The following is a 26,602-nucleotide window of genomic DNA, read 5'->3' on the forward strand; positions in this document are numbered from 1 at the left end:
GGGACTCGCTATTCTAGGGAAAAGCGCGGGCCGGCGCTCATTCAGAACTCACTCCGACGCCGGCAACGCCGCGGCGGCGCGAAAGAACGCCTGCGCACGCGGGTCATTACCGAATGCGATGTGAATCCTGGTCCACGGGCTCACTTCCATATTCGGCCGGAAGTGATTGCCCGGCACGACGGTCACCCCCAGCGGCACGCCGCATTCCACCAGCCGTTCCGCATTGGCGACATGCGGCACGCGAGCCCACACGAATTTCCCGCCCACGGGCTTGTCGAAAATTTCCCAACCCGCGTCTTCGAGCGTCTGAATGGTCGAGCCGAGCGCATCGCGCATACGCCGACGCAGGCGCTCCAGATACTTGCGATACGCGCCGCGCTCCAGCATCGCCACGGCGACCGCTTCGGCAAAACGCGAGCCGCCGATGCTCGTCAGCATCTTGATGTCGACCAGATCCTTGATGATCGCGTGGCTCGCGACCACACAGCCGATCCGCAGCGACGACGACAGCGTCTTCGACAGCCCGCCCACATAGATCACATGTTCGAGCTGGTCGAGCGTGGCGAGCCGATCGGTGAGGTCGGTCTGGAAATCGGCGTAGATATCGTCTTCGATGATCGAGAAGCCGTGCTCACGCGCCAGTTGCAGCAGCCGGAAGGCAACCGGCGGCGCCACATTGGTGCCGGTCGGATTGTGGAACACGGTGTTGATGAACAGCAGCTTGGGCCGATACGACTTCAACTGCTCCTGCATCACATCCAGATCGGGACCGTTGCGTGTGCGCGGAATGCCGACCAGTTTCACGCCGTGCAGCTTCAGCAGACCGTGGAGGTTGTAGTAACCGGGGTCTTCGACAAAGATCGTGTCGCCTGCCTTGAGCATGTAGCGCATCAGCAGATCGAGCGCCTGGCTTGCGCCGTTGGTGATGAGGATCTGCGACGTGTCAGCCTGAATCCCCAACTGGCCGATGCGGCTTTGCAGATGCTCGCGCAACGTCAGGTTGCCGAGCGGGGTGGCGTAATCGACCATGCTCGCGAGATCGGTGCGCGACACGTGGCGGATTGCCTGCGCGATGCTGTCCGTGTCGCGCCACGCTTCAGGGATGAAGCCGCTACCGAGCTTGAGCGTTTCGCCCGGATGGTTGAACTGCTGCAGGAGATGGTCCGACTCGTCCTCGGCGCGGCGGGGATCCGAGGAGCCCTGGCAGTGCGTGCCCGCCGGCTGGCGGTCGGCGACATAGAAGCCGGAGCCGTGGCGCGAGTCGACGTAGCCGAGCGACACCAGCCGGTCGTAAGCCTCGATCACCGGAAAGCGGCTCACGCCGTAGTCGGCGGCGAACTGGCGAATCGACGGCAGCTTCGAACCGGGGTGGGCGATGCGCGAGCGGATCCACGTCGTGACGCCGGTGACGATCTGCTCGGTCAGCGGCACGCCGTTGTCTCGATCGAGCTGGATTTCGAGTTTCATGAGGATCTTCCTTCACCGAACCGCAGGCCGGATGCGCTCGAACTCGGCGCTAAAAAACACGCTGCCCGCGCCAACTGTCCGGTTTTTCGACTGAACAGTTCTGACGGAAGTGTTCGGAACTGTGTATGGGTATCTGATCATCGCACGTCAATAATCGGTACAACAGAAAAGTTCTTTGAAGGAGAGAGCGATGCGTGAAGTCCGGATTTTCGAATTGGAACATGGCGAGCCCGCGACGGCCTGGCGTGTCGCGCGTCCGTCGATCTTCAAGGTGATCTCGGGTGAGATCTGGCTGACTATCGCAGGCGACAGCGAGGATCACTGGCTCGCTACCGGCGAGTCGATCGAACTGCCGCGTCGCGCAGTGGCGTGGATCAGCGCGGGGCAGACCGGCGCGCGCTTTGCGCTGGCAAGCGGCTCCGAGCGCACCGCAACGAAGCCGATGCTGGGTACGCCGGTCTTGAACTGGCTGCCGCGCTGGCTCGGCGCGGTCTGACGATTCGTCGAGCGAATCAGCCGGGTTTGCGGCGCCTCAGTCCGGCTCGGCAGCCTCATATTCCCCGATGTAACGCGCGCGCGGCCGGATCAGGCGGCCGTCGCGCGTCTGTTCCATGGCGTGCGCAATCCAGCCGACCACTCGGCCGACTGCGAACAGCGTGAAGGCGGCGCCAGCCGGCAACGCCAGCACTCGCTCGATGGCGGCGAGCGCGAAGTCCACCGTCGGCTCCGCGCCGGTCGTGTCGCGCACCGTGCGCACCAGTCCCAGCACTTCAGGCAACGGCGAACGCGCCGGCGCGCAGTCGGCGAGCATGGCCAACAACAGCCGCGCCCTCGGGTCGCCGTCCGGATAAAGCTGGTGACCGAAGCCCGACAGCACCGGCCCATGCGCGCCGTGTTCGACGCGGGCGAGACGGTTCGCCAGATAGCGGTCGAGATCCGGCGCGCGCGACGCTTCTTCGAGCAGCGCGGCGATGCGCACCGTTTCGCCGCCATGCCGCGGGCCCGACAAGGCCGCAAGACCTCCCGCCACCGCGCCGAACAGGTGCGTCCCCGTCGACGTGATGCAGCGCACCGTGAAGGTCGACGCATTCAACTCATGATCCGCGCAGGCCACCAGCGCCGCGCGCAGCAAGCCGGCCTGCTGGCGGTTACGCACATGCCACGCTAAAGCCAGTTGCCGATGCAGCGGTTCGTTCGACGGCGCCGCCGAGATCATCGCGGCGGCCAACAGGCGCATGACGGCACAGGCCGTATCGAGTTGCGCATCGCGGCCGAGCGCCCACACCCGCGGCATTTGCGCCGCGGCGGCCGGCAACAGCACGAGCGCGCGATCGAGCGGCGTGCTGTCGCCCCAGAGCTTGAGCCACGCGGCCCACTGGGCGGTGGCGAACGGCACGGCCGGCGCATCGGTAATACGCCGTGTGCTGCATTCCCATAGCAGCGCCGCGATGTCCTCGAGCGACGCGCTTTGCGCTAGTTCAATCGCATCGTGCCCGCGATACAGCAGACGCCCATCGGCGACCAGCGTGATGGACGATTCGAGCACCGGCACGCCCCAGTCCAGCACCTTCTGCGCGACCTTGCCCGCGCGCTTGCCGTCTTCCTTGCGACGCGCGAGGCGTCGCACTTCGCCGGCGTCGTAGAGACGATGCTTGCCCTGCGCATCCGGCGACGAACTCAGCATGCCGCGGCTCACATACGCGTAGAGCGTGGGCAAGCTGATGCCCAGTGTCGCGGCGGCTTCAGCGGCGGTCAGGGAGTTTGAAGTCGGCATGGGCCGGCATGGAAAAGTGCGGAAACCGAAGAAATCAATATATATTGATTATCATAATCAAGATTGATTGCGACGGGGCGAAATTCTAGACTCGGTTCACTTCTTCCTGCTTCGCTAGGGACGACATGACACCTGAACTCGCTCTCAAACATATCTGGACGCTCGCCGGGTGCGATCCGACGGCGCTGCATTCCGTGACGCTGACCGGCGCCGATCCGGGCTTGCCGTCGGTCTACCGGGTCGGCAGCCTGGCCTCGGCGAGCATCGCCGCGACCGGCCTTGCGGCGGCCGAATACCAGCGGCTGCGCACCGGACGCAGGCAGCATGTGACGGTGGAAATGCGGCGCGCGCTGGCGTCGTTTCGCAGCGAACGCTATTTGCGTGTCGACGACGGACCGCCGCCCGCCTTGCGCGATCCGGTGACGGGTTTCTACGAGACGCGCGACGGCCGCTGGATTCAACTGCACACGAACTTCGCGCATCATCTCCAAGGCGTATTGCAGGTGCTCGGCTGCGAGAACGATCCTGCGGCCGTGGCTGCCGCAATTCGCGATTGGGACGGCGCGCGGCTCGACCAGACGCTCGCCGACGCCGGCCTCTGCGCGGCGTTGATTCGCACGCCCGACGAGTGGGCCGCGCTCGATCAGGCGAAAGCGATTGCGGACTTGCCGCTCTTCGAGATCGAGCGCATTGGCGACGCGCCGGCCGAGCCGCCACGCGAGGGCGGCGTGGATCGGCCGCTGGCGGGCGTGCGCGTGCTGGACCTGTCGCGCATCATCGCCGGGCCGGTGGCCGGACGGGCGCTCGCGCAGCATGGCGCGGACGTGTTGATGATCAACGGGCCGCATCTGCCAAACATCGCGCCGCTGGTGATCGACAACGGGCGCGGCAAGCGTTCGGCTCTCGCCGATCTGCGCGACGCGGCGGGGCGCGAGGTTTTGCGCGGTCTCGCTGCCGACGCCGATGTATTTCTGCAGGCATATCGCCCGGGTGCGCTGGCCGCGCGCGGTTTCGGTCCCGAGGAACTGGCGCGTGTGCGGCCTGGGATCGTCTATGTTTCGGTGTCCGCGTATGGGCACGAGGGACCGTGGGCTCGACGGCGCGGGTTCGATAGTCTGGTGCAGTCGGCGAGCGGGATTGCCTTTACTGAGCGGCAGGCGGCGGGATGGAACGAGCCCAAGCATTTGCCGTGTCAGGCGCTGGATCATGCGACCGGTTATCTGGCGGCTTTCGGCGCGATGGCCGCGTTGGCGCGGCGGGCTACAGAAGGCGGCAGCTGGCATGTGCGCGTCTCGCTCGCGCAAACGGGCCGGTGGCTGCAGTCGTTCGGGCAGATTCCCGAGGGCTGGAAAGCGCCTGACGTCACGCTCGAGGATGTGCGCGATTGCCTCGCGACCGTGGAGTCGGAGTTTGGACGCGTGCTGGGCGTGCAGCCGGCTGAGGCTTTGGACGAGACGCCTGCGTATTTCGCGCTGCCGCCGACCCGAGTGGGCGCGCATCAGGCTAAGTGGGAGTGAGGGCTTCAAGTAACCGCTGCCCGTGGCGAGGCGCGTGCCGATACACAACCGGCGCATGCCCCGCACACAGCGCAAAAGACCCGACCACCTACTTCCTCAACTCCGCGACAAAGTCGTAGTAATCATTGCGGCAGTACGTGTCGGTCAATTCGATCGCCCGCTGATCGGCGGTGTAGCCCACACGCGTGATCAACAGCAGCGCCTCGTTCGGCGCGATGCTCATCTGCTGCGCGATTTCCTCGCTCGCGTTCACCGCGCGGAAATGCTGCAACGCGCGGACAATCGTCAGTCCACGATTCTCCAGATACGTGTACAGCGAATCGCCGATCGCTTGAGGATCGGGAATCACCGCGGCGGGGAAGGTGGAGTTCTCAACCGCCATCACAATGCCGTCGGCCATCCGCAGGCGCCGCAACCGCGTCACCGCCGCTGCCGGCGACAAGCCGAGCTGAATCACTTCGTCGCGATTGGCCGGCAAAATTTCGCGCGAGAGCCACTTCGAACTCGGCGTAAAGCCTCGTCGCCGCAGCATTTCGCTAAAGCTCGACAGACGCGATAGCGGATCTTCGTAGCGTGGTGTGATGAAACTGCCCGCGCCCTGAGTGCGCCGAATCAAACCCTGCTCGACCAGCAAGGCAATCGCCTTGCGCGAAGTGATCCGCGATACGCCGAGCGCCTCGGAGAGCACACGCTCCGAAGGCAGTGCCTCGCCCGCGTTCCAGCGGTTCTCGTGGATGGCGGCGCCGAGTTTGCGAGCCAGTTGCAGATATAGCGGCGTGTCGTTTTCCGGGTCCGGGCGCAGGTCGCGCCAGCGGTCTTCCGAGGCAGAGGTCATGGAGCTCACGCAAGAAGGGCAAGCGGCAATTCTATGACATCGGCGCGTTGTGTTATAGCGGGCTTTTGCCTGGTGGCCGATCGAATGCCGATTGAACCGCTAAACTCGTCGCTATGATTTTCGTGGCATGCGGCGCGCATTCGTCTGCGCAGCGGCTTTGCCGACCATTGAGCCACTTCGAGGAGTCAGCATGACGAGCGACATCGCAAGCGTGAGCCTGCCCGACGGCGAACACATTCCGAAACTGGGTCAGGGCACCTGGGAGATGGGCGAAAAGCTGGCGCGGCGTGCCGCTGAAATCGACGCGCTGCGTTGCGGCATCGAACTCGGCATGACGTTGATCGATACGGCGGAAATGTACGGCGACGGCGCGACCGAATCGCTGCTGGGCGACGCGCTCGCCGGCTTGCGCGACAAGGTGTTTCTGGTTAGCAAGGTATATCCGCACAACGCCAGCCGGCGCGGCGTGATTGCGGCCTGCGAGCAGAGTCTCAAGCGCTTGAAGACCGATCAGCTCGATCTGTATCTGCTGCACTGGCGCGGCTCGGTGCCGCTCGCGGAAACGGTCGAGGGCTTCGAGGCATTGCGCCGGGCCGGCAAGATCCGCCATTGGGGCGTTAGTAATTTCGATACCGAGGACATGGAAGAACTCGTCGCCACGCCGGGTGGCGATGCCTGCGCAACGAATCAGATTCTCTACAACGTGGCGCGCCGCGGGCCGGAGTTCGATCTGCTGCCGTGGCTCGCCGCGCGCAAGATGCCGGGCATGGCGTACAGCCCGGTCGATCACGCGCGCCTGCCGAAGCGCTCGCCGCTCGACGATATCGCCGACGCGCGTGGCGTCTCGGCGTTCCAGGTGGCGCTCGCATGGGTGCTGCGCCAGCCCGGCGTGTTCGCGATTCCGAAGGCGGCGCGCGTCGAGCACGTGGGCGACAACCATCGCGCGTCGCAATTGCAACTCGGCGCGGACGAATTGGCCGCTATCGACGCTTATTTCAAGCCGCCGCGCGGCAAGCGTCCGCTCGAAATGCTGTAAGCGTAGCGGGGCGCCGCGCGCGCCTCGTCAATTGCAGCCGTGGTGCATGTGCACGGAGCCGAGCACCGCGACTTCCGCGGGGGTGTGCTTGAGCGAATCTTCATTGACCTGGGCGGCGTCCGCGACGAATTCGTCGACGATCGACGACACCTGCGTATTGCGTAGGCACAGCGACACGCGCTGCGTTTCATTGGCCGGCAACGCAGTGCGCTGACTGAGGAACAGCACGCCGTACTGATAGCCGTGGATGATGCCGCGAATCGCGCCGACGCATTGGCCTTGCGCGACGTTGTCGTTCTTCCGCTTGCAGGTCTGCGCGAGCGAATACGCGGAGAAGGTGGGATCGACCGGCGGTGCGGCTTGCGACAATGTCGGTGAAAGCGGCTGAGCCGCTGGCGCTGTTTGCGTTGGTGTTTGCGCTGCCGTTTGCGCATGAGCGAGCGATGCGACGCTGAGCGCGGCAGCCATCAACAAGCTGGTGACCACGCGTGCCGCGGAGGGGGGGACGTTTCGTTGCATGTTGTGGTGCCCTCATATCGAACGTTGAATCTGATATGAGGCGATCGCTTCGGTTTGGTTCCGGTTACGCGCGCACGGGCGGCCGATTGTTCGAGTTATAGCCGCCTGTGAGCGCTTCGGCGTGCGCGGTTTGAGTGTGCGGTCCGAATCTGCATCACCGCGGGTTATCGGCCCGCTGTGGATCGCTCAAACCAACCGGCCTCGGGCGGTGACGCTCGACCGGGGGATCGAGACATCACCGCCGATGCCGGCGGACAGCGAACGGTAAACCGGAACGTGACATTGGTGACGTTAGGGCGCGGGGGGCACCCCAACCAGAGACCGGGCGATTGCTAGTGCCCGTTCCCTCCACCATTGCCACCACCGTTACCGCCGCCACCCTTGCCTCCGTGACCGCCGCCGAAGCCTCCGCCAAAGCCTCCGCCGAAACCGCCACCGAAGCCGCCGCCGAAGCCGCCGCCAAAACCACCACCTTTACCACCGCCGAAACCACCGCCAAAGCCACCACCTTTAGCGCCACCTGCGCCAGCGCCGCCGTTGGAGCCTCCGCAACCGCAGCCGCTTCCGCCGCCACTGCTTCCACCGCCGCTGTTGCCACCGCCGCTGTTGCCACCGCCGCCGCTTGCGCCGCCATTGCTACCACCACCGCTGCCCCCACCACCGCCACCCCCCATTCCCGCTCCCGCCGCCACCCCCTTGCCGCTTCCACCTCCACCGGAGTTGCCGCTGCCCGAACCGGCGCCACCGTTCCCCGAACTCGCCGCGCCGTTACTCCCGCTGCCGCCGCCGTGAGGCGCGCATCCACTGACGTTGGCGCCGCTGCAGTCGTGCGGTTGAAATACCAGGGCGGCGTCGTCGGCAGCAGTCGGCTCGCCGGCCGCTGCGCCGGTCGCCAAATCTCCCGGCGCTACACCGTCGTTCTGCGCGAGTTGCGCTGTGCCCTGCATGGCGCTGGCGGGCAGCGGCGCGTCGGCGAGGACCATCCATTTGGGGATCACGTCCGTCGAGGCCGGAAACGCGACCTGAGTCGTCAGAGCAACGACACCCGCTACGATCGCCGCACGCCGAATAACCCCCCAGTAGTACTGATTGAGTCTTATGGTTTTCACCGCGTCTCTCCCGAGGGAACGACGACACCTCGTTGCCGCCATTTCTCACGCCGAGTCTGCATCGGCGGGCCTGTCTGTACGCGGGCCTCGTCGTCCCCCGAATTGTCTTGCCGATGTCGGTCAAACACTCATCGTTATCTTCCCGGCTGCGTAGCCCGGTGTGTACAAGCGCTTCCGCACGCTTGCCCGCTCACCGTTTTGCCTCCGTCGCCATGCATTGCGTCGCGATGTCTGGTCAGTACTTAGCGATATCCATGCCATTGGCCGGAAAGCCTTGAGCTAACAGGCGTGGGATAGGGATGTGCGATGCGCACGCTGAAAAAACACGCGAAAACGTTTCGGCGTTGAAACGCGAGGGCTCGATGCCGCGCTATGCCGTGTTATTCGTTACGGCCGGCGTTCTCGGGCGCGTTTTCCGAGCCTTTGTCAGGGACTTTGCCCGTGACTTTTCCAGCCTCACCGCGTGATGCGGTTTGCAGCGCGCGCAATTCGTCGACGGGGATGTGGCAGCGGATTCGATGCGCGGACGGCGTTGCGGCGTTGCCTTCGCCCGCATCGGCGAACGGCGGGTCTTGCTGTTCGCAGATCGCGCCGAGCTTGCGCGGGCAGCGCGTGTGGAACACGCAACCGGACGGCGGCGATGCCGCGCTCGGCAAATCGCCGGACAGGCGGATGCGGGTCGCGCCACCGTGACCATCGAGTGTCGGCACCGAGGACAGCAACGCTTCCGTATAAGGATGATGCGGTCCTTCGAACACGGCGGCAGCCGGTCCGATTTCCAGCAGCCGGCCCAGATACAGCACCGCGATGCGATCCGACAGATAGCGAACCACATGCAGGTCGTGCGAGATGAAAACGTAACTGACGCCCCGCTCGCGCTGCAGATCGGCGAGCAGGTTCAGGATCGCGGCCTGCACGGAGACGTCGAGCGCCGAAGTCGGTTCGTCGCAGACCACCACGCGCGGCTCGCCGGCGAACGCGCGGGCAATCGCCACACGCTGTTTGAGTCCGCCGGACAGTTGCCGCGTGCGCGAGCCGAGATAGCGCTCCGGCAACCGCACGGCGGCCGTCAATGTGGCGAGCCGTTCGTCGATTGCCGGCCCACGCAGCGCGGTGAGGCGCGACAGCGCACGGCCGATCAGCCGCTTCACCGAATGCGCCCGATTGAGCGCCGAGTCCGGATTCTGAAAGACGATCTGCAGGGACTTGACCTGATCGTTGTTGCGCCGCGTGACGCGCGCGGCGAGCGGGGCGCCGTCGAGTTCGAGCACGCTGCCGGCATCCGGCGTGAGCAGGCCGAGCATCAGTTTGGCGAGCGTCGTCTTGCCGCTGCCCGATTCGCCGACAAGCCCGAGCGTCTCGCCGCTAGCGAGATCGATTGAGACATTGTCGACCGCGCGCAGCGGGGCACCGGACACGTGAAATGTCTTCGAGAGTTTTTCTGCGCGCAGCACGAGAGCAGGCGGCTTGCCGTCGATCGACGCGCCATTGCGTTCGGGCAACGCTTCCGCGCTCGCACGGGGCAATTCGATCGCGCGTTCGTGGTAATGGCAGCGCGACATCTGATCGCCGCGCGCGGCGCTCACGCGATACGGCGGCGGCGCTTCACGGCGGCAGCGGTCGTCGGCGAGGCGGCAACGGTCTGCGTAAATGCAGCCCTGCGTGACGGAACCTGGCAAGGGCAGACTGCCCGCGATCGTGTCGAGCCGCTCGCTGTCTTTGCTGCGCCCGGCCGTGGGCAAACAGCGCAACAGTCCGACCGTATAGGGATGGCGCGGCCGCGTGAAGACATCTTGCGTCGCGCCTTCCTCGACCAGTTTGCCCGCGTAAAGCACGCCGACGCGTTCGCACATCCGCCCGATCACCGCGAGGTTGTGGCTGATGAACAGCACCGCCGTGCCGAGTTCCTTGCGCAACTGCGCGACGAGGTCGAGCACTTCCGCTTCGACGGTAGCGTCGAGGCCGGTGGTCGGTTCGTCGAGAATCAGCAGCGCGGGGTTCGAGGCGAGCGCCATCGCGATCACCACGCGCTGTTGCATGCCGCCCGACAGTTGATGCGGATAACTCTCCATCACCCGCTCGGGCGATGCGATGCGCACGCGCTGCAGCATCTCATGTGTGCGCCGCAACGCTTCATCGCGCGCGACACCGGCGGCTTCGAACGCCTCGGAGACCTGACGCGCGATCGTCAGCGACGGATTCAGCGCGCGCCCCGGATCCTGATAGACCATCGAAATCGCATTCGCGCGCATGTTGCGCAACGCGTCGGCGTTGAGCTTCTGCACGTCCTCGCCGGCGATGATGATCTTGCCGGCCTTCACTTTGCCGTTACGCGGCAGATAGCGCAGCGCAGCCATCGCGACGGTCGACTTGCCGCAGCCGGACTCGCCGACGAGGCCGTACGCTTCGCCGCGCCGCACGCGAAACGAAATGTCCTGCAGCACTTCGCGATCGCGTCCGCGCATGCGGTACGTGACCGTCAGACCGACGACGGTCAGCGCGTCCGTGCGGTCGCTCTTCGAGACGTCGAAGGCGGGGAACGAGGAGGGCGGCGGGCCGTTCATCGGTCGAGCACGCCTTGCACGCTGTCGGCGATCAGATTCACGCCAACCACCAGGCTGGCAATCGCGCCGGCCGCGAATACGACGGTCCACCACGCGCCGCCCGCCATCAGCGTGTACGACTCGGACAGCGCGAGACCCCAGTCGGCCGACGGCGGCTGAATGCCGAAGCCGAGAAACGATAGCGTGGCGACCGCGAAGATCGCGTAACCGAGCCGCACCGTCGCTTCGACGATGATGGGCGGCAGCACGTTCGGCAGAATCTCGGCGAACATGATGTAGGGCGCGCGTTCGCCGCGCAGCTGCGCCGCGGCGACATAGTCGAGATGCCGTTCGGCGAATACGGCGGCGCGCACGGTGCGCGCGGTGATGGGTGTGAACGTGATGCCGATCACGAGGATGACGGTGAAGTTCGACGCGCCGACCGCGGCCAGCGCGAGCAGCGCGACGATCACGAGCGGCAGCGCGAGCACGGCGTCGATCGCGCGTCCGACCACGTTGTCGACCCAGCCTTCGAAGTAGCCGACGATCAAGCCCAAAGCGGTACCCGCTACCGTGCCGAGCAAAGTCGCGAGCGGCGCGATGGTGAGAATGTCGCGCGCGCCGACGATCACGCGCGAGAACACGTCGCGTCCGAGTTGGTCGGTGCCGAACCAATGCGTGCTGTCGGGCGGCGTTAGCGAGTTGAGTGGATCGGACGCGTACGGATCAATGCGTACGATCCACTGCCCGGCAATGGCACAGACGATCCACCACGTGACGATCACCACGCCGACCACGAAAGTGGGCGAGCGCAGCAGCACGCGCAACTGGTCGAAGCGCGGCTCGGCAGCGACACGCGGAGTCGGCGGAACGATAGTGCTCATTCAGCGCTCCTTACCCGCAGCCGCGGATTGAGCAGGACATGCAGCGCGTCGGCAACGAGGTTAGCGACCGTGTAGACCACGCCGATCGTGAGCACGCCCGCCTCGAGCATCGGAAAGTCCTTGGCTTTGGCGGCGTTGTAGATCAGCGAGCCGATGCCCTGATAGTGGAACAGCGTCTCGACCACCACGAGGCCGCCGATCATATAACCGAGTTGCGTGGCGGCGACCGTGATGGTGGGCAGCAACGCATTGCGCAACACGTGCCGCCAGATCACGATATGGCGCGGCAGGCCTTTGAGAATCGCGGTGCGCGTGTAGTCCGCTTCGAGCGCTTCGACGGTGCCGGCGCGCGCCATTCTCGCGATATAGCCGAAGAACACCAGCACGAGCGGCAGCACCGGCAACACCAGATGGCGCAACTGTTCGAGTGCGCTCGCTTCGGGCGGATACGACGCTTCGATCGGCAGCCAGCGCAGCCACACGCCGAACACCAGAATCAGCACGATCGACGAAACGAATTCCGGCACCACCGTCGCCGACAATCCGGCAATGCTGATCGTGCGATCGAGCCAGCGTCCCGCGTGCATGGCCGACCACACGCCGCCCGCAATGCCGAGCGGCACGACCACGATGAACGCCAGCAAGCCAAGTTTGGCGGAATGCGCGAGCGCCTCGGCGATAAACGGCCCGACCGGCTCGCGATACGCATAAGACAGCCCCATATCGCCGCGCACGAAATGCGAAATCCATTCGACGTATTGCGTCATGAGCGGCCGGTCCGCGCCGAGTTGATGATTGAGCGCGGCGACCGCGCGCGCATCGGCGAGCGGCCCGAGGACCGCGCGGCCGATATCGCCGGGCAGAAGCTGCCCGCCCGCGAACACGATCACCGAGAGCAGCCACAGCGTGATCAGCGACAAGCCGACGCGCGTCGCCAGAAACCGCACGACGCGGCCCACATTGCCGTTCGGCGCAGAGGGAGCGGAAGGGGTCACCGTGGTCGACATCGTGCTCTCCTGCCGAAACGCCTGCGCTTACGCGCTCAACACCGCGCGGTCGAAATAGAGTTGCGCAAGCGCGGTGAAGCGCACGCCGTTCACACCCTTGCGCATGGCGATCAGTTGATCGTAGAAGAACGGAATGATGATAGGCGTCTCGTCGAGCAGCAGCGTCTGGATTTGCCCGGAGATCTTCTTCTGCGAGCCGAGATCAATGGCGGCGACGAATTGCGCGACCAGTTGATCGTATTGCGGATTTTTGAAGTGCGCGGCGTTCCACGTGCCGGTGCTGGTGAGCGGCGCATTCAGGAACACATTCGGCACGCCGCGATGACCGTAGTCGGTGATGCCGAGCGGCGAGTCCAGCCAATCCGATTTGCCCGGCGTGCCCGCGCCGTAATAGAGCGACTGGCTCTCCACCTTCAGATTGATGCGCACGCCGATGGCCTTCGCCGCGTTCTGCACGACCACCGCGAGATCGGGAATCTCCATGTATTTTTCGGTGGTCAGCGTCACGTCGAAGCCGTTCGGCACGCCCGCTTGCGCAAGCAGTTGCTTGGCCTTCGCGACGTCGATCTTGCGTTGCGGCACGCCCGCATCCGACGACGGAAACACGGGAGCGAACGGACTGTCGTTGCCGAGTTGCGCGCGCCCTTTGAAAAGGCCGCGCACCAGCACGTCGCGATCGAGCGACAACGCCAGCGCCTGGCGCACACGCTTGTCCTTGAACAACGGATTGTCGTTGCGCATGTGAATCTGCCGATGCGCGCTCGACTTCACACCCACGGCCTTGTAATCCGGATTGTTCAGAATGCCGGCGCCGCCCTGCACGGTGAAGGTGCCCATCACATCCGCCTGATGGCCTTGCAGCGCGAGTAACTGCGCCTGTTCGTCGGCGTAGAAGGAGAACTGTACGCGTTGTGGTAGCGCTTTGTCGCCCCAGTAGTCGGGATTACGCACGAACGATGCGCCCACTTTCGCCTGATACTTTTCGAGCTTGAACGGACCTGTGCCGATGAAGCTCTTTTCATAACCGCCCGCATAGTTCGCGGGCAGGATCACGGCGTTGTAATTGTCCGAGGAAACGTAATAGGGGAAGTTGCCGTTCGGCGCATCCAGATGAAACGCGATCGTGTGGTCGTCCACCACTTTCGCGCCGCCTTTCGACAGCACGCCCTTGAGTACGGACAGCGCGGCCGAGCCGCTGGCCGGATCGGCGAGGCGGTCGAACGTGGCGGCCGCGTCTTTGGCGGTGAAGGGCTGGCCGTCGTGGAACTTGACGTTCGGACGCAGCTTGAAGGTCCACACGTCGCCCTTGTCGTTCGGCTTCCACGACAGGGCAAGCGCCGGCTTCAGCACGAGTTTTTCGCCGTCGTCGTCGATCAGGAATTCGCCGGTCTGATTCAGCAGCGCAAGACTCGCGGCGTCCGTCACCGTGAGCGGATCGACCGCGCCCGCAGGCGTCAGGTGAGCCACGCGGATCGTCTGATTCGACGCGCCGGCGGTGCCTTGCGCGCGGGCTCGCGGCGCATTCAGCACGCCGCCGCCCACCAGCGACAAACCGATCACGCTGGCATAGCGCAGCAGATCGCGGCGCGTGATGCGGCCGGCGAGAAATTCGTCGATGGCGTGGTTGCCGTAGGCGTCGGCGGTGAGGCGGGCTGCGTCGAGTGCGAGAAATCGGTCCGCGGGAGTCTTCATCGATGGAGTGTCCAGTCCGTTCTGTTGCCGGTTCTGAAGGGCCGCGCCAGATGCGCGCGACAGGGCGACGGTATTGCAATGACGAAAGCGACGAGGCGAAGCGGGTTCAGTGTAAGCGATTGCCCGTGGATTCGGAGCGCTTGCGGCGCTGCCGGGGTCCCGATTGGGGGCTAAAAGGGCTGGTGTGTATCGTCACCACAACGCTCTGTATGGCCGCGGCGCGAGGCATGCCCGGTACGCCCACCGCCGCAGCAGCGCAACGGCTAATGCCGCGAATGGAAAGCTTACCGATCATGTCGCGCGGCCGGTGTTGGATTTACCGCGCGACCGCACCCGGGCGCCGCCAGCGATGGAACAGCACCGAGCCGATCCAGCACGCCATGAACATCGCGACGATGCCGTAACCCAGCACACCGAAGCGCTCGTTCATGCTGGCCACCGCATCCCACACGCCGCCGTTCAGACCGAGCTTGTCCGACAGCAGACCCAGCGCCTCGACGCCGCCGATCACAATCGCCACCACCGCCGAGACGAAGGTGATGCTCGCGTTGTAGTAGAGCTTGCGTTTCGGGTCGTCCATGGCCCAGCCGTAGGCGTGGACCATCAATACGTTGTCGGTCGAATCGACCAGCGTCATGCCGGCTGTGAAGAGCGCGGGGAACACGAGAATCGAATAAAGCGGCAGACCTTTGCCGGCTTCCGATGCGGCGATCGCCAGCAGGCCGATCTCGGTCGCGGTATCGAAGCCGAGGCCGAACAGCACGCCGACGGGGTACATGTGCCAGCTTTTCGTCACGAGCCTGAAGAGCGGCCGCAGAGCGCGCGACAGCAGACCGGCCGGCGCAGTCGAGTCCGGCGTTTGCGCAGGCAATTCGCCGCTACGTTGGACGTGCCGGTAACGGCGCCACACGTCGCGCAGAATCACGAGGTTGACGGCGGCCAGCACCAGCAGAAAGCTTGCCGAGACCAACGTGCCGATCGTGCCGCCCACCGCCTTGAAGGTCTCGAAACGGCCGTGCAGCGAATGCGCGGTCCACGCGATGCCGATCGTCGCCAGAATCACGATCGTCGAATGCCCTAGCGAAAACGATAGCCCGACGCCGAGCGGACGCTTGCCGGTTTGCATGAGCTTGCGCGTGACAGCGTCGATCGCCGCGATGTGATCCGCGTCGACCGCGTGACGCAGGCCGAAGCCATAGGCGAGCAGCGCGGTGCCGAGCAGCAGCGGATAGTGGCGAAACGCGATCAGGGCCCACGCCCATGCGCCGAGATTGGCGGCGATCAGCACGGCGTACAGCGTGAAGAGGCGTGGGCGCAGGGAAGCGGTCGGCGTCATGAGTCGCGTGGCAAGAGTTAGTGATCGTGCGGATGCTTGTGAATCGGATCGACCCAGAACACCGTCTCGGGCTGTTCCACGGCGTCGATGTTCAGATTGACCACCACCGCTTCGTTGTCGCTGCGTACCAGCACGCATTCGAGCGGGTCGTCGGTGCTTGCATTGATCTCCTGATGCGGAACATACGGCGGTACGAAGATGAAGTCGCCGGGGCCGGCTTCGGCGGTGAACTCCAGATGCTCGCCCCAGCGCATGCGCGCCTGCCCGCGTACCACGTAGATCACGCTTTCGAGCGCGCCATGATGATGCGCGCCGGTTTTCGCATTCGGATGGATCGTCACGGTGCCGGCCCAGATCTTCTGCGCGCCGACACGTGCCGCGTTGATCGCGGCCGCGCGATTCATGCCCGGCGTCTGCGCGGTGTTGCTATCGAGCTGATCGCCTTTGATGACCTTCACGCCGTGCTCGCGCCAATCGACCGGCGCAGCCGGCGGCACGTCTTTGTAATGCGGGTGTTCGTGATCCTGGCTCATGATGTGTCTCCTCGAGGGCGTAAGTCCCGGCGTTCGGCACGGCGCCGTCTGGCATTTTTGCATGTTCAAAAACGTGCGTGTGAAGAAGCCCCGTGTGCGGCGCGGCGGACGAAAAAAAGCCCGTCCACAGAGGACGGGCTTCGAGCCGTTGGCGTGTGCTGCCTTCGGCTGGATGGTGGATCGCGCTTACTTGTGCTTCGCGTTGATCACGGCTTCAGCGACGTTGTTCGGCGTTTCCGCGTAGTGCTTAAACTCCATCGTGTAGGTCGCGCGGCCCTGGGTCGCGGAGCGCAGCGACGTCGAGTAGCCGAACATCTCCGCGAGCGGCACTTCGGCGCGCACCAGCTTGCCGCCGCCGCCGGCGATGTCTTCCATGCCTTGCACCATGCCGCGACGGCTCGACAGATCGCCCATCACGTTGCCCATGAAGTCTTCCGGCGTTTCCACCTCGACGGCCATCATCGGTTCGAGCAGCACGGGCTTGGCTTTGCGCATCGCTTCCTTGAAGGCCATCGAGCCGGCCATGCGGAACGCGTTTTCGTTCGAGTCGACGTCGTGGTACGAACCGAAGGTCAGCGTCACCTTCACGTCGACCACCGGGTAGCCCGCCAGCACGCCGGCCTTCAGCGTTTCGACGATGCCCTTGTCGACTGCCGGAATGTATTCGCGCGGAATCACGCCGCCCTTGATCGCGTCGACGAACTCGTAACCCTTGCCTTGCGGCGCCGGCTCCAGCGTGATCACCGCGTGGCCGTACTGACCGCGGCCGCCCGACTGCTTGACGAACTTGCCTTCGACGTCTTCGACCTTGTTGCGCACCGTCTCGCGATACGCGACCTGCGGCTTGCCGACAGTCGCCTCGACGCCGAACTCGCGCTTCATGCGATCGACCAGAATTTCCAGGTGCAACTCGCCCATGCCCGAGATGATCGTCTGGCCGGATTCTTCATCCGTCTGCACGCGGAACGACGGATCTTCCTGGGCAAGACGGTTAAGCGCGATGCCCATCTTTTCCTGGTCGACCTTGGTCTTCGGCTCGACAGCCTGCGAGATCACCGGTTCCGGGAAGATCATCTTTTCGAGGATGATCACGTGGTTCGGATCGCACAGCGTGTCGCCCGTGGTCGCTTCCTTCAGGCCGACGGCCGCGGCGATGTCGCCCGCGTAGACTTCCTTGATTTCCTTGCGCTCGTTGGCGTGCATCTGCAGGATCCGGCCAAGGCGTTCCTTCTTTTCCTTGATCGCGTTGTAGACCGTGTCGCCCGAATTCACCACGCCCGAATAGACGCGGAAGAAAATCAGCTGGCCGACGAACGGGTCGGTCATGATCTTGAAGGCGAGCGCCGAGAACGGATCGGTGTCGCTCGGATGGCGCTCGATTTCCTTGTCGTATTCGTCGTGACCGGTAATGGCGGGCACGTCGACCGGCGAGGGCAGATAGTCGATCACCGCGTCGAGCATGGCTTGCACGCCCTTGTTCTTGAACGCGCTGCCGCACAGCATCGGCACGATTTCGTTGGCGATGCAGCGCGTGCGAATGCCGTACTTGATTTCCTCTTCGGTCAGGGTTTCGCCACCGAGGTATTTGTCGAGCAATTCCTCGTTCGCCTCTGCTGCGGCCTCGACCATCTTGTCGTGCCATTCCTTCGCGGTCGCCGCGAGTTCCGGCGGAATATCACGGTATTCGAACTTGATGCCCTGGTTCTCTTCGTCCCAGTAAATCGCCTTCATCTTGACCAGATCGACCACGCCCTGGAAATGATCTTCCGCGCCGACCGGAATCTGGATCGGCACCGCGACGCCCTTCAGGCGATCGCCGATCTGCCGCTGCACGCGGAAGAAGTCCGCGCCCACGCGGTCCATCTTGTTGACGAACGCAATGCGCGGCACCTTGTACTTGTTCGCCTGGCGCCACACGGTTTCCGACTGCGGTTGCACGCCGCCGACCGAGTCGTACACCATGCACGCGCCGTCGAGCACGCGCATGGAGCGCTCCACTTCGATCGTGAAGTCGACGTGTCCGGGGGTGTCGATGATGTTGATCCGGTGTTCCGGATAGTTGCCGGCCATGCCCTTCCAGAAAGCGGTAGTGGCCGCCGACGTGATGGTGATGCCGCGCTCCTGCTCCTGTTCCATCCAGTCCATCGTTGCCGCACCGTCGTGAACCTCGCCGATCTTGTGGGTCACGCCGGTGTAGAACAGGATGCGTTCAGTGGTGGTGGTTTTGCCGGCATCGATGTGAGCGCTGATGCCGATGTTCCGGTAGCGCTCGATGGGAGTCTTGCGGGGCACGTGAACCTCCTTGGAATGGCGCGCCTGAAACGCTTGCCGGGCGGCAGTCTGTGCTGCCCGGGGAGCCTGGATGCTGCTTTACTAAGACTACTAGGATAGCGCGTCGGCCCGTCTTTTGCAGGAATCTTGCCAGCCGGACGTGAACGCCTGCTGGCAAGGCTTCGGCTGCCGGCGCCGCGCGCTTCGATGTGGTGCCAGGCGAGGCGATCGTGCCCGCCCGCCGATGCCGCGGCGCGGAAAAGAAAAAAGCCGGCGCCCTGGAACAAGGCACCGGCTCTCGGAAAGCGGTGGGACGAAGCGGCGGCGTTTTCGCGCGGCCGGCGCGGTTTTATTGCGCGGCCGGCAAGCCCTGGATCTTCATCCCCGGTTTGATGCCCTTCGACGTGAACCAGCCTTTGCTCATCTCCAACGCATACACGCCGTTGTTCTTCGGGCAGTGATTGTTGGTGGTTTCGGCCTGCATCTCGTCGATGTCGGTGACCGTGCCGTCGGCGCGCATGAACGCGATCGACAGCGGGATCAGCGTGTTTTTCATCCAGAAGCAATGCACGGCGTTTTCGCCGAAGACGAACAGCATACCTTCGTTCGGCGCGAGACTCGTGCGATACATGAGGCCTTGCTCGCGGTCCGCGTCGTTCGCGGCGACGGCGGCGTCGATCACGAACATGCCCGCGGTCAGTTTCGCGCGAGGAAATTCGCTGGGCTGTTTGGCGCCGGCCGGCATCTGCTGCGCATGCACGGGAGCAGCAGTGGTAGCGACAAACGACAACGCGGCGAGCGGCAGTGCAACGGCAACAGCGAAACGCGCAATCAACGAGCGCATGGGAAATCGCACGGCATGACTCCTTGCTGGAAATTAACCCGCGAATGTTACGCGAGCGCGTCAAAAACAAAAAGGCAGATCGCCTTGCGGTGATCTGCCTTTCAACGCCGTAAGAACGGCAATGAAGCTAGTTCTTGACTGCGTTTTTACAACAAACTTACTCCGAAGCGCCCGAAGCTGCAGCAGCAGCTGCTGCCTTCTTGTGCGACTTCTTGTGAGCGTGCTTCGTGGTCTTCTTTGCCGACGAAGCTGCTGCTGCCGGAGCTGCCGAAGCTGCTGCCGGTGCCGAAGCTTGTGCGAATGCTGCCGTTGCGAAGAGACCAGCGACCAGAGCGGCGATCAGTTTGTTCATTTTGTGAATCCTCAGCTTTAGTTAATTAACCAAATGACCCGGTTATATATGGAGTCATGTCGGTAAACGTGCCATCCACCTTTCGGTTGACAGCCGCATCGACAAATTTTTCGACACGTCTGCTTTAGCGCTCAGACTCCCTGCACTGACCGCAAGAGCGGCTTGCACAAAGGCCCTTAAGGCTGAATGCCGGATAGCTTCGGGCGGCATCTGCGTCGAATAACGCCTGAGCTCATGCGCCGGTTGACGTGAATTTCGTGGAAATTTATATGCGGCTGCGTTGATGCGAATGAGAGGCCGCGGCGTACGCGCGCATGCAATTGTTTCACGCGTTTTTCACCGTAGTTTCACGCGCTCTTTTGTTTGCTGATACAACGAGTTAGCTTATTTTTTCAGCAGCGTGAAGTGCGAGCGTGTTGCGGATTCCATCATCAGTCGATGCGTGCGTGCAGATGATCAGGCGATGCCTTCCCACGGCGCCTTCGGTGGCAATTCGACGCTCTCTCCCGGTTGCAGCCCGAGCGAAAATATGTCGAGCGCGCCGATGCCGACGCGCACCAAACGCAGCGTCGGGAACCCCACCGCGGCAGTCATGCGACGCACCTGGCGGTTCTTGCCTTCGGTGATCGACAGCTCGATCCATGTGGTCGGTATCGCGGCACGGTAGCGAATCGGCGGCGTGCGTGTCCAGAGCGCGTCGGTCGGTTCGACGTATTCCGCACGGCATGGCCGCGTCACGTAATCGCCGAGATCGACGCCGCGTGCGAGTTTCTTCAGCGTGGCCGCATCGACCACGCCTTCCACTTGCGCCCAATAACGTTTGACAAGCTTGTGACGCGGCTCGGCGATGCGCGCTTGCAATGCGCCGTCGTCGGTGAGAAGCAGCAGGCCTTCGCTATCGGAATCGAGCCGGCCCGCCGGATACACGTTGGGCACCTTGACCCAGTCCGCCAGCGACGCCCGCGTCTCGTGCGGCGAGAACTGACAGATGGTGCCGAACGGTTTGTTCAGAGCGAGAAGGCGCATAGGGAGTGGAGAGTGAGTCGCGCAGCGCCGCCGGTCTCCAGGAGACGCCGGACCAAGAGTAAATGGCGGGATAATAAAGCATATTGCGTGGCGACAGGCTCCATGTCTTGTATAAGACATAAGACTTATGCCTCGCGGATTTGCGTTTCGTCCATGTTGGAAAACCCCGAGCCGTTGCCGCCTCGGGGCGGCGGCCGTGTGGGCTAGAATAGCTGCCAGGCCGCTTGCAGTCGTCCGGCATTGCGCGTAGCGAGGAGCGCCCCATTTCGCAGTCTCCCCATCAGCTTTCAGCACAGCCTTCACTGGAGTCCGATCATGCCGTATCAGCACATCAAGGTTCCGACCGGTGGTGACAAGATCACCGTCAACGCCGATTTCTCGCTCAACGTGTCCGATCAGCCGATCATTCCGTATATCGAAGGCGACGGTACCGGTCTCGACATCACGCCGGTCATGATCAAAGTGGTGGATGCCGCGGTCGAAAAAGCATACGCGGGCAAGAAGAAAATCCACTGGATGGAAATCTACGCTGGCGAAAAGTCGACCAAGGTTTACGGCCCGGACGTATGGCTGCCGGAAGAGACGCTGCAGGTGCTCAAGGAATACGTCGTATCGATCAAGGGCCCGCTCACCACCCCGGTCGGCGGCGGCATCCGTTCGCTGAACGTCGCGCTGCGCCAGGAGTTGGACCTCTACGTGTGTTTGCGTCCGGTGCAGTATTTCAAGGGTGTGCCTTCGCCGGTGCGTGAGCCGGAGAAGACCAACATGGTGATCTTCCGCGAGAACTCGGAAGACATCTACGCCGGTATCGAATGGCAGGCTGAATCGGAGCAAGCGAAGAAGGTCATCAAGTTCCTGCGCGAAGAGATGGGCGTGAAGAAGATCCGCTTCCCGGATACGTCGGGGATCGGCATCAAGCCGGTGTCGCGTGAGGGCACGGAGCGTCTGGTGCGCAAAGCGATCCAGTACGCGATCGACAACGAACGCCGCTCGGTCACGCTGGTGCACAAGGGCAACATCATGAAGTTCACCGAAGGCGCGTTCCGCGACTACGGTTATGCGCTGGCGCAAAAGGAATTCGCCGCGGAACTGATCGACGGCGGCCCGTGGATGAAGATCAAGAATCCGAAGACCGGTGGCGACATCGTCCTGAAGGATGTGATCGCTGACGCGTTCCTGCAGCAGATCCTGCTGCGTCCGGCCGAGTATGACGTGATCGCCACGCTCAACCTGAATGGCGACTATGTGTCGGACGCGTTGGCTGCGCAGGTCGGCGGTATCGGTATCGCGCCGGGCGCGAACATGTCGGATTCGGTCGCGATGTTCGAAGCCACGCACGGCACCGCACCGAAGTACGCCGGCAAGGACTACGTGAACCCGGGTTCGGAAATTCTCTCGGCGGAAATGATGCTGCGCCATCTCGGCTGGACCGAGGCGGCGGATCTGATCATCAAGTCGATGGAAAAGTCGATTCTGCAAAAACGCGTCACGTACGACTTCGCGCGTTTGATGGAAGGCGCGACGCAGGTGTCGTGTTCGGGCTTCGGCCAGGTGCTGATCGAGAATTTGTGAGCGGTTCGCGTTGAATTGACGTAGGTCGTATCTGCAACCCCGGCGCTGAGAGGCGGCCGGGGTTGTTTGTTTTCTGGCGCGTGGAACGTCGCGCGATTAGATATTCGCGATGCTGCAAAAAAGCGCTATAGGAACCTGCCATACGGTTGCCTATATTTCGCTCCGTGCTTGCCCCTGATCAGTGCAAAAGACCGACGGACGGCCATCATCGCAAAAGCGGAAGTGGACAGCAGGCCGAAACGCTACCCGATATGTGGGACGTGCATGCAATAAGCACGGCTGGAAGCCGACGTCCAAAAAAAGAAACCCGGCACGAAGCCGGGTTTCAAAGGACGGGTATCGACCAGTATCAGGCAGGTGCCTGGATGTTCGATGCCTGTTTGCCTTTCGGGCCTTGCACGACCTCGAAGGTTACCTTTTGGCCTTCCTTGAGGGTTTTGAACCCATTCATCTGGATGGCCGAGAAGTGTGCAAACAGATCCTCACCACCTTCATCAGGCGTGATGAATCCGAAACCTTTTGCGTCATTGAACCATTTGACCGTACCAGTTGCCATTCCAACTTCCCCTGTAACTCATGTCACTACCACGAGCCCTCGAAAAGCTCGACGACCGCGCGAGGCAGCCGCTCCCTCCTCACAAGCTCACCATCGGCATTTTTTCGAAATTATGGCGCAGTGAAAAAAGTGCCAGCTTGATTGTTGAGGCTCTTTATTCGGGTGTCAAGAAAATTTTGAGACGTAGTTGTGGCGTTGCAAACCGGCACTTTCCAGGGTTTTTCCCGCTTTCGTTATGTGCGGTTGCGCAAGCGGGCCGTCTTGAAAAGTCGCATAATCGACTCACATGCTGTTCTGCGGGTCGCACCGCCGGCGATGAGGCCAGGCGAGCCGTCAGCCAGCTACGGCAGGTTGTGCGATACTCGATCCGACTGCGGTGCAACACAACCGCAAGGCATCACAGGATAGGGGCCGGCTCCGCAATCGGCTCGTCGATTTAACGCACGCATGGCGGGGTAATCACCCATCAAGCGGTAGCGAACGGGCTCACCGGCCGGTCGGCCGGGTTTTGACAGGATTGCGGGCCTGTCCTAGTTGTTTAGAATGGGTGTATGGCGATTATCCCGGACAAGCAGGACGGCACCGTACTGGAGCGGCAGGAGAAGAAGCTCAAGCCGCCATCCATGTACAAGGTGGTGCTGCTGAATGACGACTTCACGCCAATGGAATTTGTCGTGATGATCGTGCAGGAATATTTCAATAAAGATCGTGAAACCGCAACACAGGTAATGTTGAAGGTGCATCGCGAGGGCAGGGGAGTTTGTGGGGTCTATACGCGGGACATCGCGTCGACCAAAGTCGAGCAAGTCGTTACCCACGCACGGCAGGCCGGGCATCCGCTGCAGTGTGTGATGGAGGAAGCATGATTGCCCAGGAACTGGAAGTCAGCCTGCACATGGCGTTCATGGAAGCACGCCAGGCGCGGCACGAGTTCATAACGGTCGAACACCTTTTGCTGGCCCTGTTGGACAATCCGACAGCGGCGGAGGTGTTGCGTGCATGCGCGGCCAATATCGAGGATCTGCGCCAGAACCTGCGCAACTTCATTCATGACAACACGCCGACCGTGCCTGGCACGGACGACGTCGACACGCAGCCCACGCTGGGTTTCCAGCGTGTGATTCAGCGCGCGATCATGCATGTGCAGTCCACCTCGAATGGCAAGAAGGAAGTGACCGGCGCGAACGTGCTGGTTGCGATCTTCGGCGAGAAGGATTCGCACGCGGTGTACTACCTGCAACAGCAGGGCGTCACGCGTCTGGACGTGGTGAATTTCATCTCGCACGGCATCGCCAAGACGAGCAGCACGGACGCCGCGAAAGCGAGCGACGCGAATGCCGAGTCCGACGAAGCCGCCGCGCAGAAGGAAACCCCGCTGGCGCAGTTCACCCAGAACCTGAACCAGATGGCGAAAGACGGCCGGATCGATCCGCTGATCGGACGCGAGTCGGAAGTCGAGCGTGTGGTGCAGGTGCTGTGCCGCCGCCGCAAGAATAACCCGCTGCTGGTCGGTGAGGCGGGCGTCGGTAAGACGGCGATCGCCGAAGGCCTCGCGTGGCGCATTACGCGCGGCGAAGTGCCGGACATTCTCGCGGATGCGCAGGTGTATTCGCTCGACATGGGCGCGCTGCTCGCCGGCACCAAGTATCGCGGCGACTTCGAACAGCGCCTGAAGACGGTCCTCAAAGAATTGAAGGAACGTCCGCACGCAATCCTGTTCATCGACGAAATTCATACGCTGATCGGCGCAGGCGCTGCGTCGGGCGGCACGCTGGACGCGTCGAACCTGCTCAAGCCGGCGTTGTCGTCGGGCACGTTGAAGTGCATCGGTGCGACCACGTTCACGGAATATCGCGGCATCTTCGAAAAAGACGCGGCATTGTCGCGCCGTTTCCAGAAGGTCGACGTGACCGAGCCGACCGTCGAACAGACGGTGGCGATCCTGCGTGGCCTGAAGTCGCGTTTCGAAGAGCACCACGGCGTGAAGTATTCGTCGGGCGCGCTGTCGGCGGCGGCTGAGTTGTCGGCACGCTTCATCACGGATCGTCATCTGCCGGACAAGGCGATCGACGTGATCGACGAAGCGGGCGCGGCGCAACGCATTCTGCCGAAGTCGAAGCAGAAGAAGACCATCGGCAAGAACGAGATCGAGGAAATCATCTCGAAGATTGCCCGCGTCCCGCCGCAAAGCGTGTCGCAAGACGATCGCAGCAAGCTGCAAACGCTGGATCGCGATCTGAAGAGCGTGGTGTTCGGGCAAGACCCGGCAATCGACGCGCTGTCGGCCGCGATCAAGATGGCGCGTGCGGGTCTCGGCAAGCTGGACAAGCCGATCGGCGCGTTCCTGTTCTCCGGCCCTACGGGCGTCGGCAAGACGGAAGTGGCGAAGCAACTGGCGTTCACGCTGGGCATCGAGCTGATTCGCTTCGACATGTCGGAATACATGGAGCGTCACGCGGTCAGCCGTTTGATCGGCGCGCCGCCGGGCTATGTCGGTTTCGACCAGGGCGGTCTGCTGACCGAAGCTGTCACGAAGAAGCCGCATTGCGTGCTGCTGCTCGACGAAATCGAGAAGGCGCATCCGGACATCTACAACGTGCTGCTGCAGGTGATGGACCACGGCACGCTGACGGACAACAACGGCCGCAAGGCGGATTTCCGCAACGTCATCATCATCATGACGACGAATGCGGGCGCCGAGGCGATGGGCAAGTCGGTGATCGGCTTCACGAATCGTCGCGAAACCGGCGACGAAATGGTCGACATCAAGCGCATGTTCACGCCGGAGTTCCGTAATCGTCTGGACGCAACGATCAGCTTCCGCTCGCTCGATGAGGAAATCATCATGCGCGTGGTCGACAAGTTCCTGATGCAGCTGGAAGATCAGTTGCACGAGAAGAAGGTCGATGCGCTCTTCACCGACGCGCTGCGCAAGCATCTCGCCAAGCACGGTTTCGATCCGTTGATGGGCGCGCGGCCGATGCAGCGTCTGATCCAGGACACGATCCGTCGTGCACTGGCCGACGAGTTGCTGTTCGGCAAGCTGATGAACGGCGGCCGCGTCTCCGTCGATGTGGATGTGGAAGACAAGGTGCAGTTGACCTTCGACGAGCATCCGGCGCCGCGCAATCCGAATCCGGAAGCGGTGGAAATCGAGTAAGTTCGAGTCGGCATCAGAAAGCAGAACGGCGCGGGTTTAACCCCGCGCCGTTTTCTTTTGTGCGCTCGTTTTTGCTTCGATCTACGCTCGTTACAGTCGGTAGACCGAAGCAATCGAATCGATCAATGCTTGCCCGTGCTGCCGAATCCGCCGGCGCCGCGCTCGCTGGTTTCGAAGTCGTCGACGATATTGAATTCCGCTTGCACGACCGGCACGATCACCAGTTGCGCGAGGCGTTCCATCGGATTCAGCACGAACGTGGTCTCGCCACGGTTCCACGTCGAAATCATCAGTTGACCTTGGTAATCCGAATCGATCAGGCCGACCAGATTGCCCAGCACGATGCCGTGCTTATGCCCCAGTCCCGAGCGCGGCAGAATCAGCGCGGCATAGCCCGGATCGCCGACGTGAATCGCCAGACCCGTCGGCACCAAAGCGGTTTCGCCGGGTTTCAAGGTCAACGGTTCGTCGAGGCATGCGCGCAGGTCGAGGCCCGCGCTGCCGTTGGTGGCGTAAGCCGGGAGCTGCTCGCGCATGCGCGCGTCGAGGATCTTGAGGTCGAGTTTCAT

Annotated in this window: 23 protein-coding genes; 6 read left to right on the top strand and 17 right to left on the bottom strand. The window is 63.1% G+C overall.

The features are described 5' to 3' along the window. Positions 1 to 48 precede the first annotated feature (48 nt). The gene (locus P0D73_RS26405; RefSeq protein ID WP_408286780.1) at positions 49 to 1,467 is read right to left on the bottom strand and encodes an aminotransferase-like domain-containing protein; all 1,419 of its coding nucleotides are present in this window, start codon (positions 1,465 to 1,467) and stop codon (positions 49 to 51) included. A 190-nt stretch (positions 1,468 to 1,657) separates the two neighbouring features. Between P0D73_RS26405 and P0D73_RS26410 the strand changes: the two genes are divergently transcribed. Further along, positions 1,658 to 1,963, top strand: a complete 306-nt coding sequence (locus P0D73_RS26410; protein ID WP_408286782.1) for a DUF2917 domain-containing protein — start codon at positions 1,658 to 1,660, stop codon at positions 1,961 to 1,963. Between the two features lie 36 nt (positions 1,964 to 1,999). Here P0D73_RS26410 and P0D73_RS26415 read toward each other — a convergent pair whose 3' ends face one another. Continuing rightward, the gene (locus tag P0D73_RS26415) at positions 2,000 to 3,241 is read right to left on the bottom strand and encodes a citrate/2-methylcitrate synthase (protein ID WP_408433399.1); all 1,242 of its coding nucleotides are present in this window, start codon (positions 3,239 to 3,241) and stop codon (positions 2,000 to 2,002) included. Between the two features lie 125 nt (positions 3,242 to 3,366). Between P0D73_RS26415 and P0D73_RS26420 the strand changes: the two genes are divergently transcribed. Further along, positions 3,367 to 4,758 carry a CoA transferase gene (locus P0D73_RS26420; RefSeq protein ID WP_408433401.1) on the top strand — a complete coding sequence of 464 codons (1,392 nt, stop codon included), beginning with the start codon at positions 3,367 to 3,369 and terminating at the stop codon, positions 4,756 to 4,758. An 88-nt stretch (positions 4,759 to 4,846) separates the two neighbouring features. Here the strand turns inward: P0D73_RS26420 and P0D73_RS26425 are convergent, their stop codons facing one another. After that, positions 4,847 to 5,593, bottom strand: coding sequence for a GntR family transcriptional regulator (locus P0D73_RS26425; protein ID WP_012434145.1), 747 nt, complete (start codon positions 5,591 to 5,593; stop codon positions 4,847 to 4,849). 190 nt (positions 5,594 to 5,783) lie between these two features. On the opposite strand from P0D73_RS26425, the gene P0D73_RS26430 reads away from it, so the two are divergent. Next, complete coding sequence (locus P0D73_RS26430) at positions 5,784 to 6,629, top strand: aldo/keto reductase (RefSeq protein ID WP_408433402.1); 846 nt, start codon at positions 5,784 to 5,786, stop codon at positions 6,627 to 6,629. 27 nt (positions 6,630 to 6,656) lie between these two features. On the opposite strand, the gene P0D73_RS26435 is transcribed toward P0D73_RS26430, so the two are convergent. From P0D73_RS26435 to P0D73_RS26490, 12 genes are all read right to left on the bottom strand, one after another. Then, complete coding sequence (locus tag P0D73_RS26435) at positions 6,657 to 7,148, bottom strand: hypothetical protein (protein WP_408286788.1); 492 nt, start codon at positions 7,146 to 7,148, stop codon at positions 6,657 to 6,659. A 332-nt stretch (positions 7,149 to 7,480) separates the two neighbouring features. Beyond that, positions 7,481 to 8,257, bottom strand: coding sequence for a hypothetical protein (locus P0D73_RS26440; protein WP_408433404.1), 777 nt, complete (start codon positions 8,255 to 8,257; stop codon positions 7,481 to 7,483). Positions 8,258 to 8,637: 380 nt separating this feature from the next. Further along, a complete protein-coding gene (locus P0D73_RS26445; protein WP_408316375.1) occupies positions 8,638 to 10,821 on the bottom strand; it encodes an ABC transporter ATP-binding protein in 2,184 nt (727 codons plus the stop codon). Continuing rightward, entirely contained in the window at positions 10,818 to 11,684 is an 867-nt protein-coding gene (locus tag P0D73_RS26450) for an ABC transporter permease (protein ID WP_132373375.1), read from the bottom strand. The genes P0D73_RS26445 and P0D73_RS26450 overlap by 4 nt, the downstream gene beginning before the upstream one ends. Then, a complete protein-coding gene (locus tag P0D73_RS26455) occupies positions 11,681 to 12,691 on the bottom strand; it encodes an ABC transporter permease (RefSeq protein ID WP_408433406.1) in 1,011 nt (336 codons plus the stop codon). The genes P0D73_RS26450 and P0D73_RS26455 overlap by 4 nt, the downstream gene beginning before the upstream one ends. A gap of 27 nt (positions 12,692 to 12,718) precedes the next feature. Further along, positions 12,719 to 14,383 (bottom strand): ABC transporter substrate-binding protein, encoded by a 1,665-nt coding sequence (locus P0D73_RS26460; protein ID WP_408433409.1) that lies wholly within the window; start codon positions 14,381 to 14,383, stop codon positions 12,719 to 12,721. A 316-nt stretch (positions 14,384 to 14,699) separates the two neighbouring features. After that, complete coding sequence (locus P0D73_RS26465) at positions 14,700 to 15,719, bottom strand: HoxN/HupN/NixA family nickel/cobalt transporter (RefSeq protein ID WP_408179805.1); 1,020 nt, start codon at positions 15,717 to 15,719, stop codon at positions 14,700 to 14,702. Between the two features lie 17 nt (positions 15,720 to 15,736). Further along, positions 15,737 to 16,252: a cupin domain-containing protein gene (locus P0D73_RS26470; protein WP_408179804.1), complete on the bottom strand. Its 516-nt coding sequence runs from the start codon at positions 16,250 to 16,252 to the stop codon at positions 15,737 to 15,739. Between the two features lie 186 nt (positions 16,253 to 16,438). Then, positions 16,439 to 18,544, bottom strand: coding sequence for an elongation factor G (gene fusA, locus P0D73_RS26475; RefSeq protein ID WP_408286797.1), 2,106 nt, complete (start codon positions 18,542 to 18,544; stop codon positions 16,439 to 16,441). Between the two features lie 328 nt (positions 18,545 to 18,872). Continuing rightward, positions 18,873 to 19,379 carry a DUF192 domain-containing protein gene (locus P0D73_RS26480; protein WP_408316370.1) on the bottom strand — a complete coding sequence of 169 codons (507 nt, stop codon included), beginning with the start codon at positions 19,377 to 19,379 and terminating at the stop codon, positions 18,873 to 18,875. Between the two features lie 145 nt (positions 19,380 to 19,524). Beyond that, positions 19,525 to 19,719 (bottom strand): hypothetical protein, encoded by a 195-nt coding sequence (locus P0D73_RS26485; RefSeq protein WP_011489640.1) that lies wholly within the window; start codon positions 19,717 to 19,719, stop codon positions 19,525 to 19,527. Positions 19,720 to 20,175: 456 nt separating this feature from the next. After that, positions 20,176 to 20,745, bottom strand: coding sequence for a pseudouridine synthase (locus P0D73_RS26490; RefSeq protein WP_408433413.1), 570 nt, complete (start codon positions 20,743 to 20,745; stop codon positions 20,176 to 20,178). Positions 20,746 to 21,060: 315 nt separating this feature from the next. Here P0D73_RS26490 and icd point away from each other — a divergent pair, with 315 nt between their 5' ends. Next, positions 21,061 to 22,317: an NADP-dependent isocitrate dehydrogenase gene (gene icd, locus P0D73_RS26495; protein ID WP_408316366.1), complete on the top strand. Its 1,257-nt coding sequence runs from the start codon at positions 21,061 to 21,063 to the stop codon at positions 22,315 to 22,317. A 349-nt stretch (positions 22,318 to 22,666) separates the two neighbouring features. Here the strand turns inward: icd and P0D73_RS26500 are convergent, their stop codons facing one another. Further along, positions 22,667 to 22,873: a cold-shock protein gene (locus tag P0D73_RS26500; protein ID WP_007180614.1), complete on the bottom strand. Its 207-nt coding sequence runs from the start codon at positions 22,871 to 22,873 to the stop codon at positions 22,667 to 22,669. Positions 22,874 to 23,424: 551 nt separating this feature from the next. On the opposite strand from P0D73_RS26500, the gene clpS reads away from it, so the two are divergent. Continuing rightward, entirely contained in the window at positions 23,425 to 23,739 is a 315-nt protein-coding gene (gene clpS / locus P0D73_RS26505; protein WP_006050100.1) for an ATP-dependent Clp protease adapter ClpS, read from the top strand. Then, positions 23,736 to 26,033 (top strand): ATP-dependent Clp protease ATP-binding subunit ClpA, encoded by a 2,298-nt coding sequence (clpA, locus tag P0D73_RS26510; protein ID WP_408433416.1) that lies wholly within the window; start codon positions 23,736 to 23,738, stop codon positions 26,031 to 26,033. Before clpS ends, clpA begins: the two co-directional genes overlap by 4 nt. 122 nt (positions 26,034 to 26,155) lie before the next feature. Here clpA and dut read toward each other — a convergent pair whose 3' ends face one another. After that, on the bottom strand, positions 26,156 to 26,602 hold the full coding sequence (gene dut / locus P0D73_RS26515; RefSeq protein WP_408179801.1) for a dUTP diphosphatase: 447 nt from the start codon (positions 26,600 to 26,602) through the stop codon (positions 26,156 to 26,158).

The sequence above is a fragment of the Paraburkholderia sp. RL18-101-BIB-B genome, from assembly GCF_046026985.1.
Lineage (GTDB): Bacteria > Pseudomonadota > Gammaproteobacteria > Burkholderiales > Burkholderiaceae > Paraburkholderia.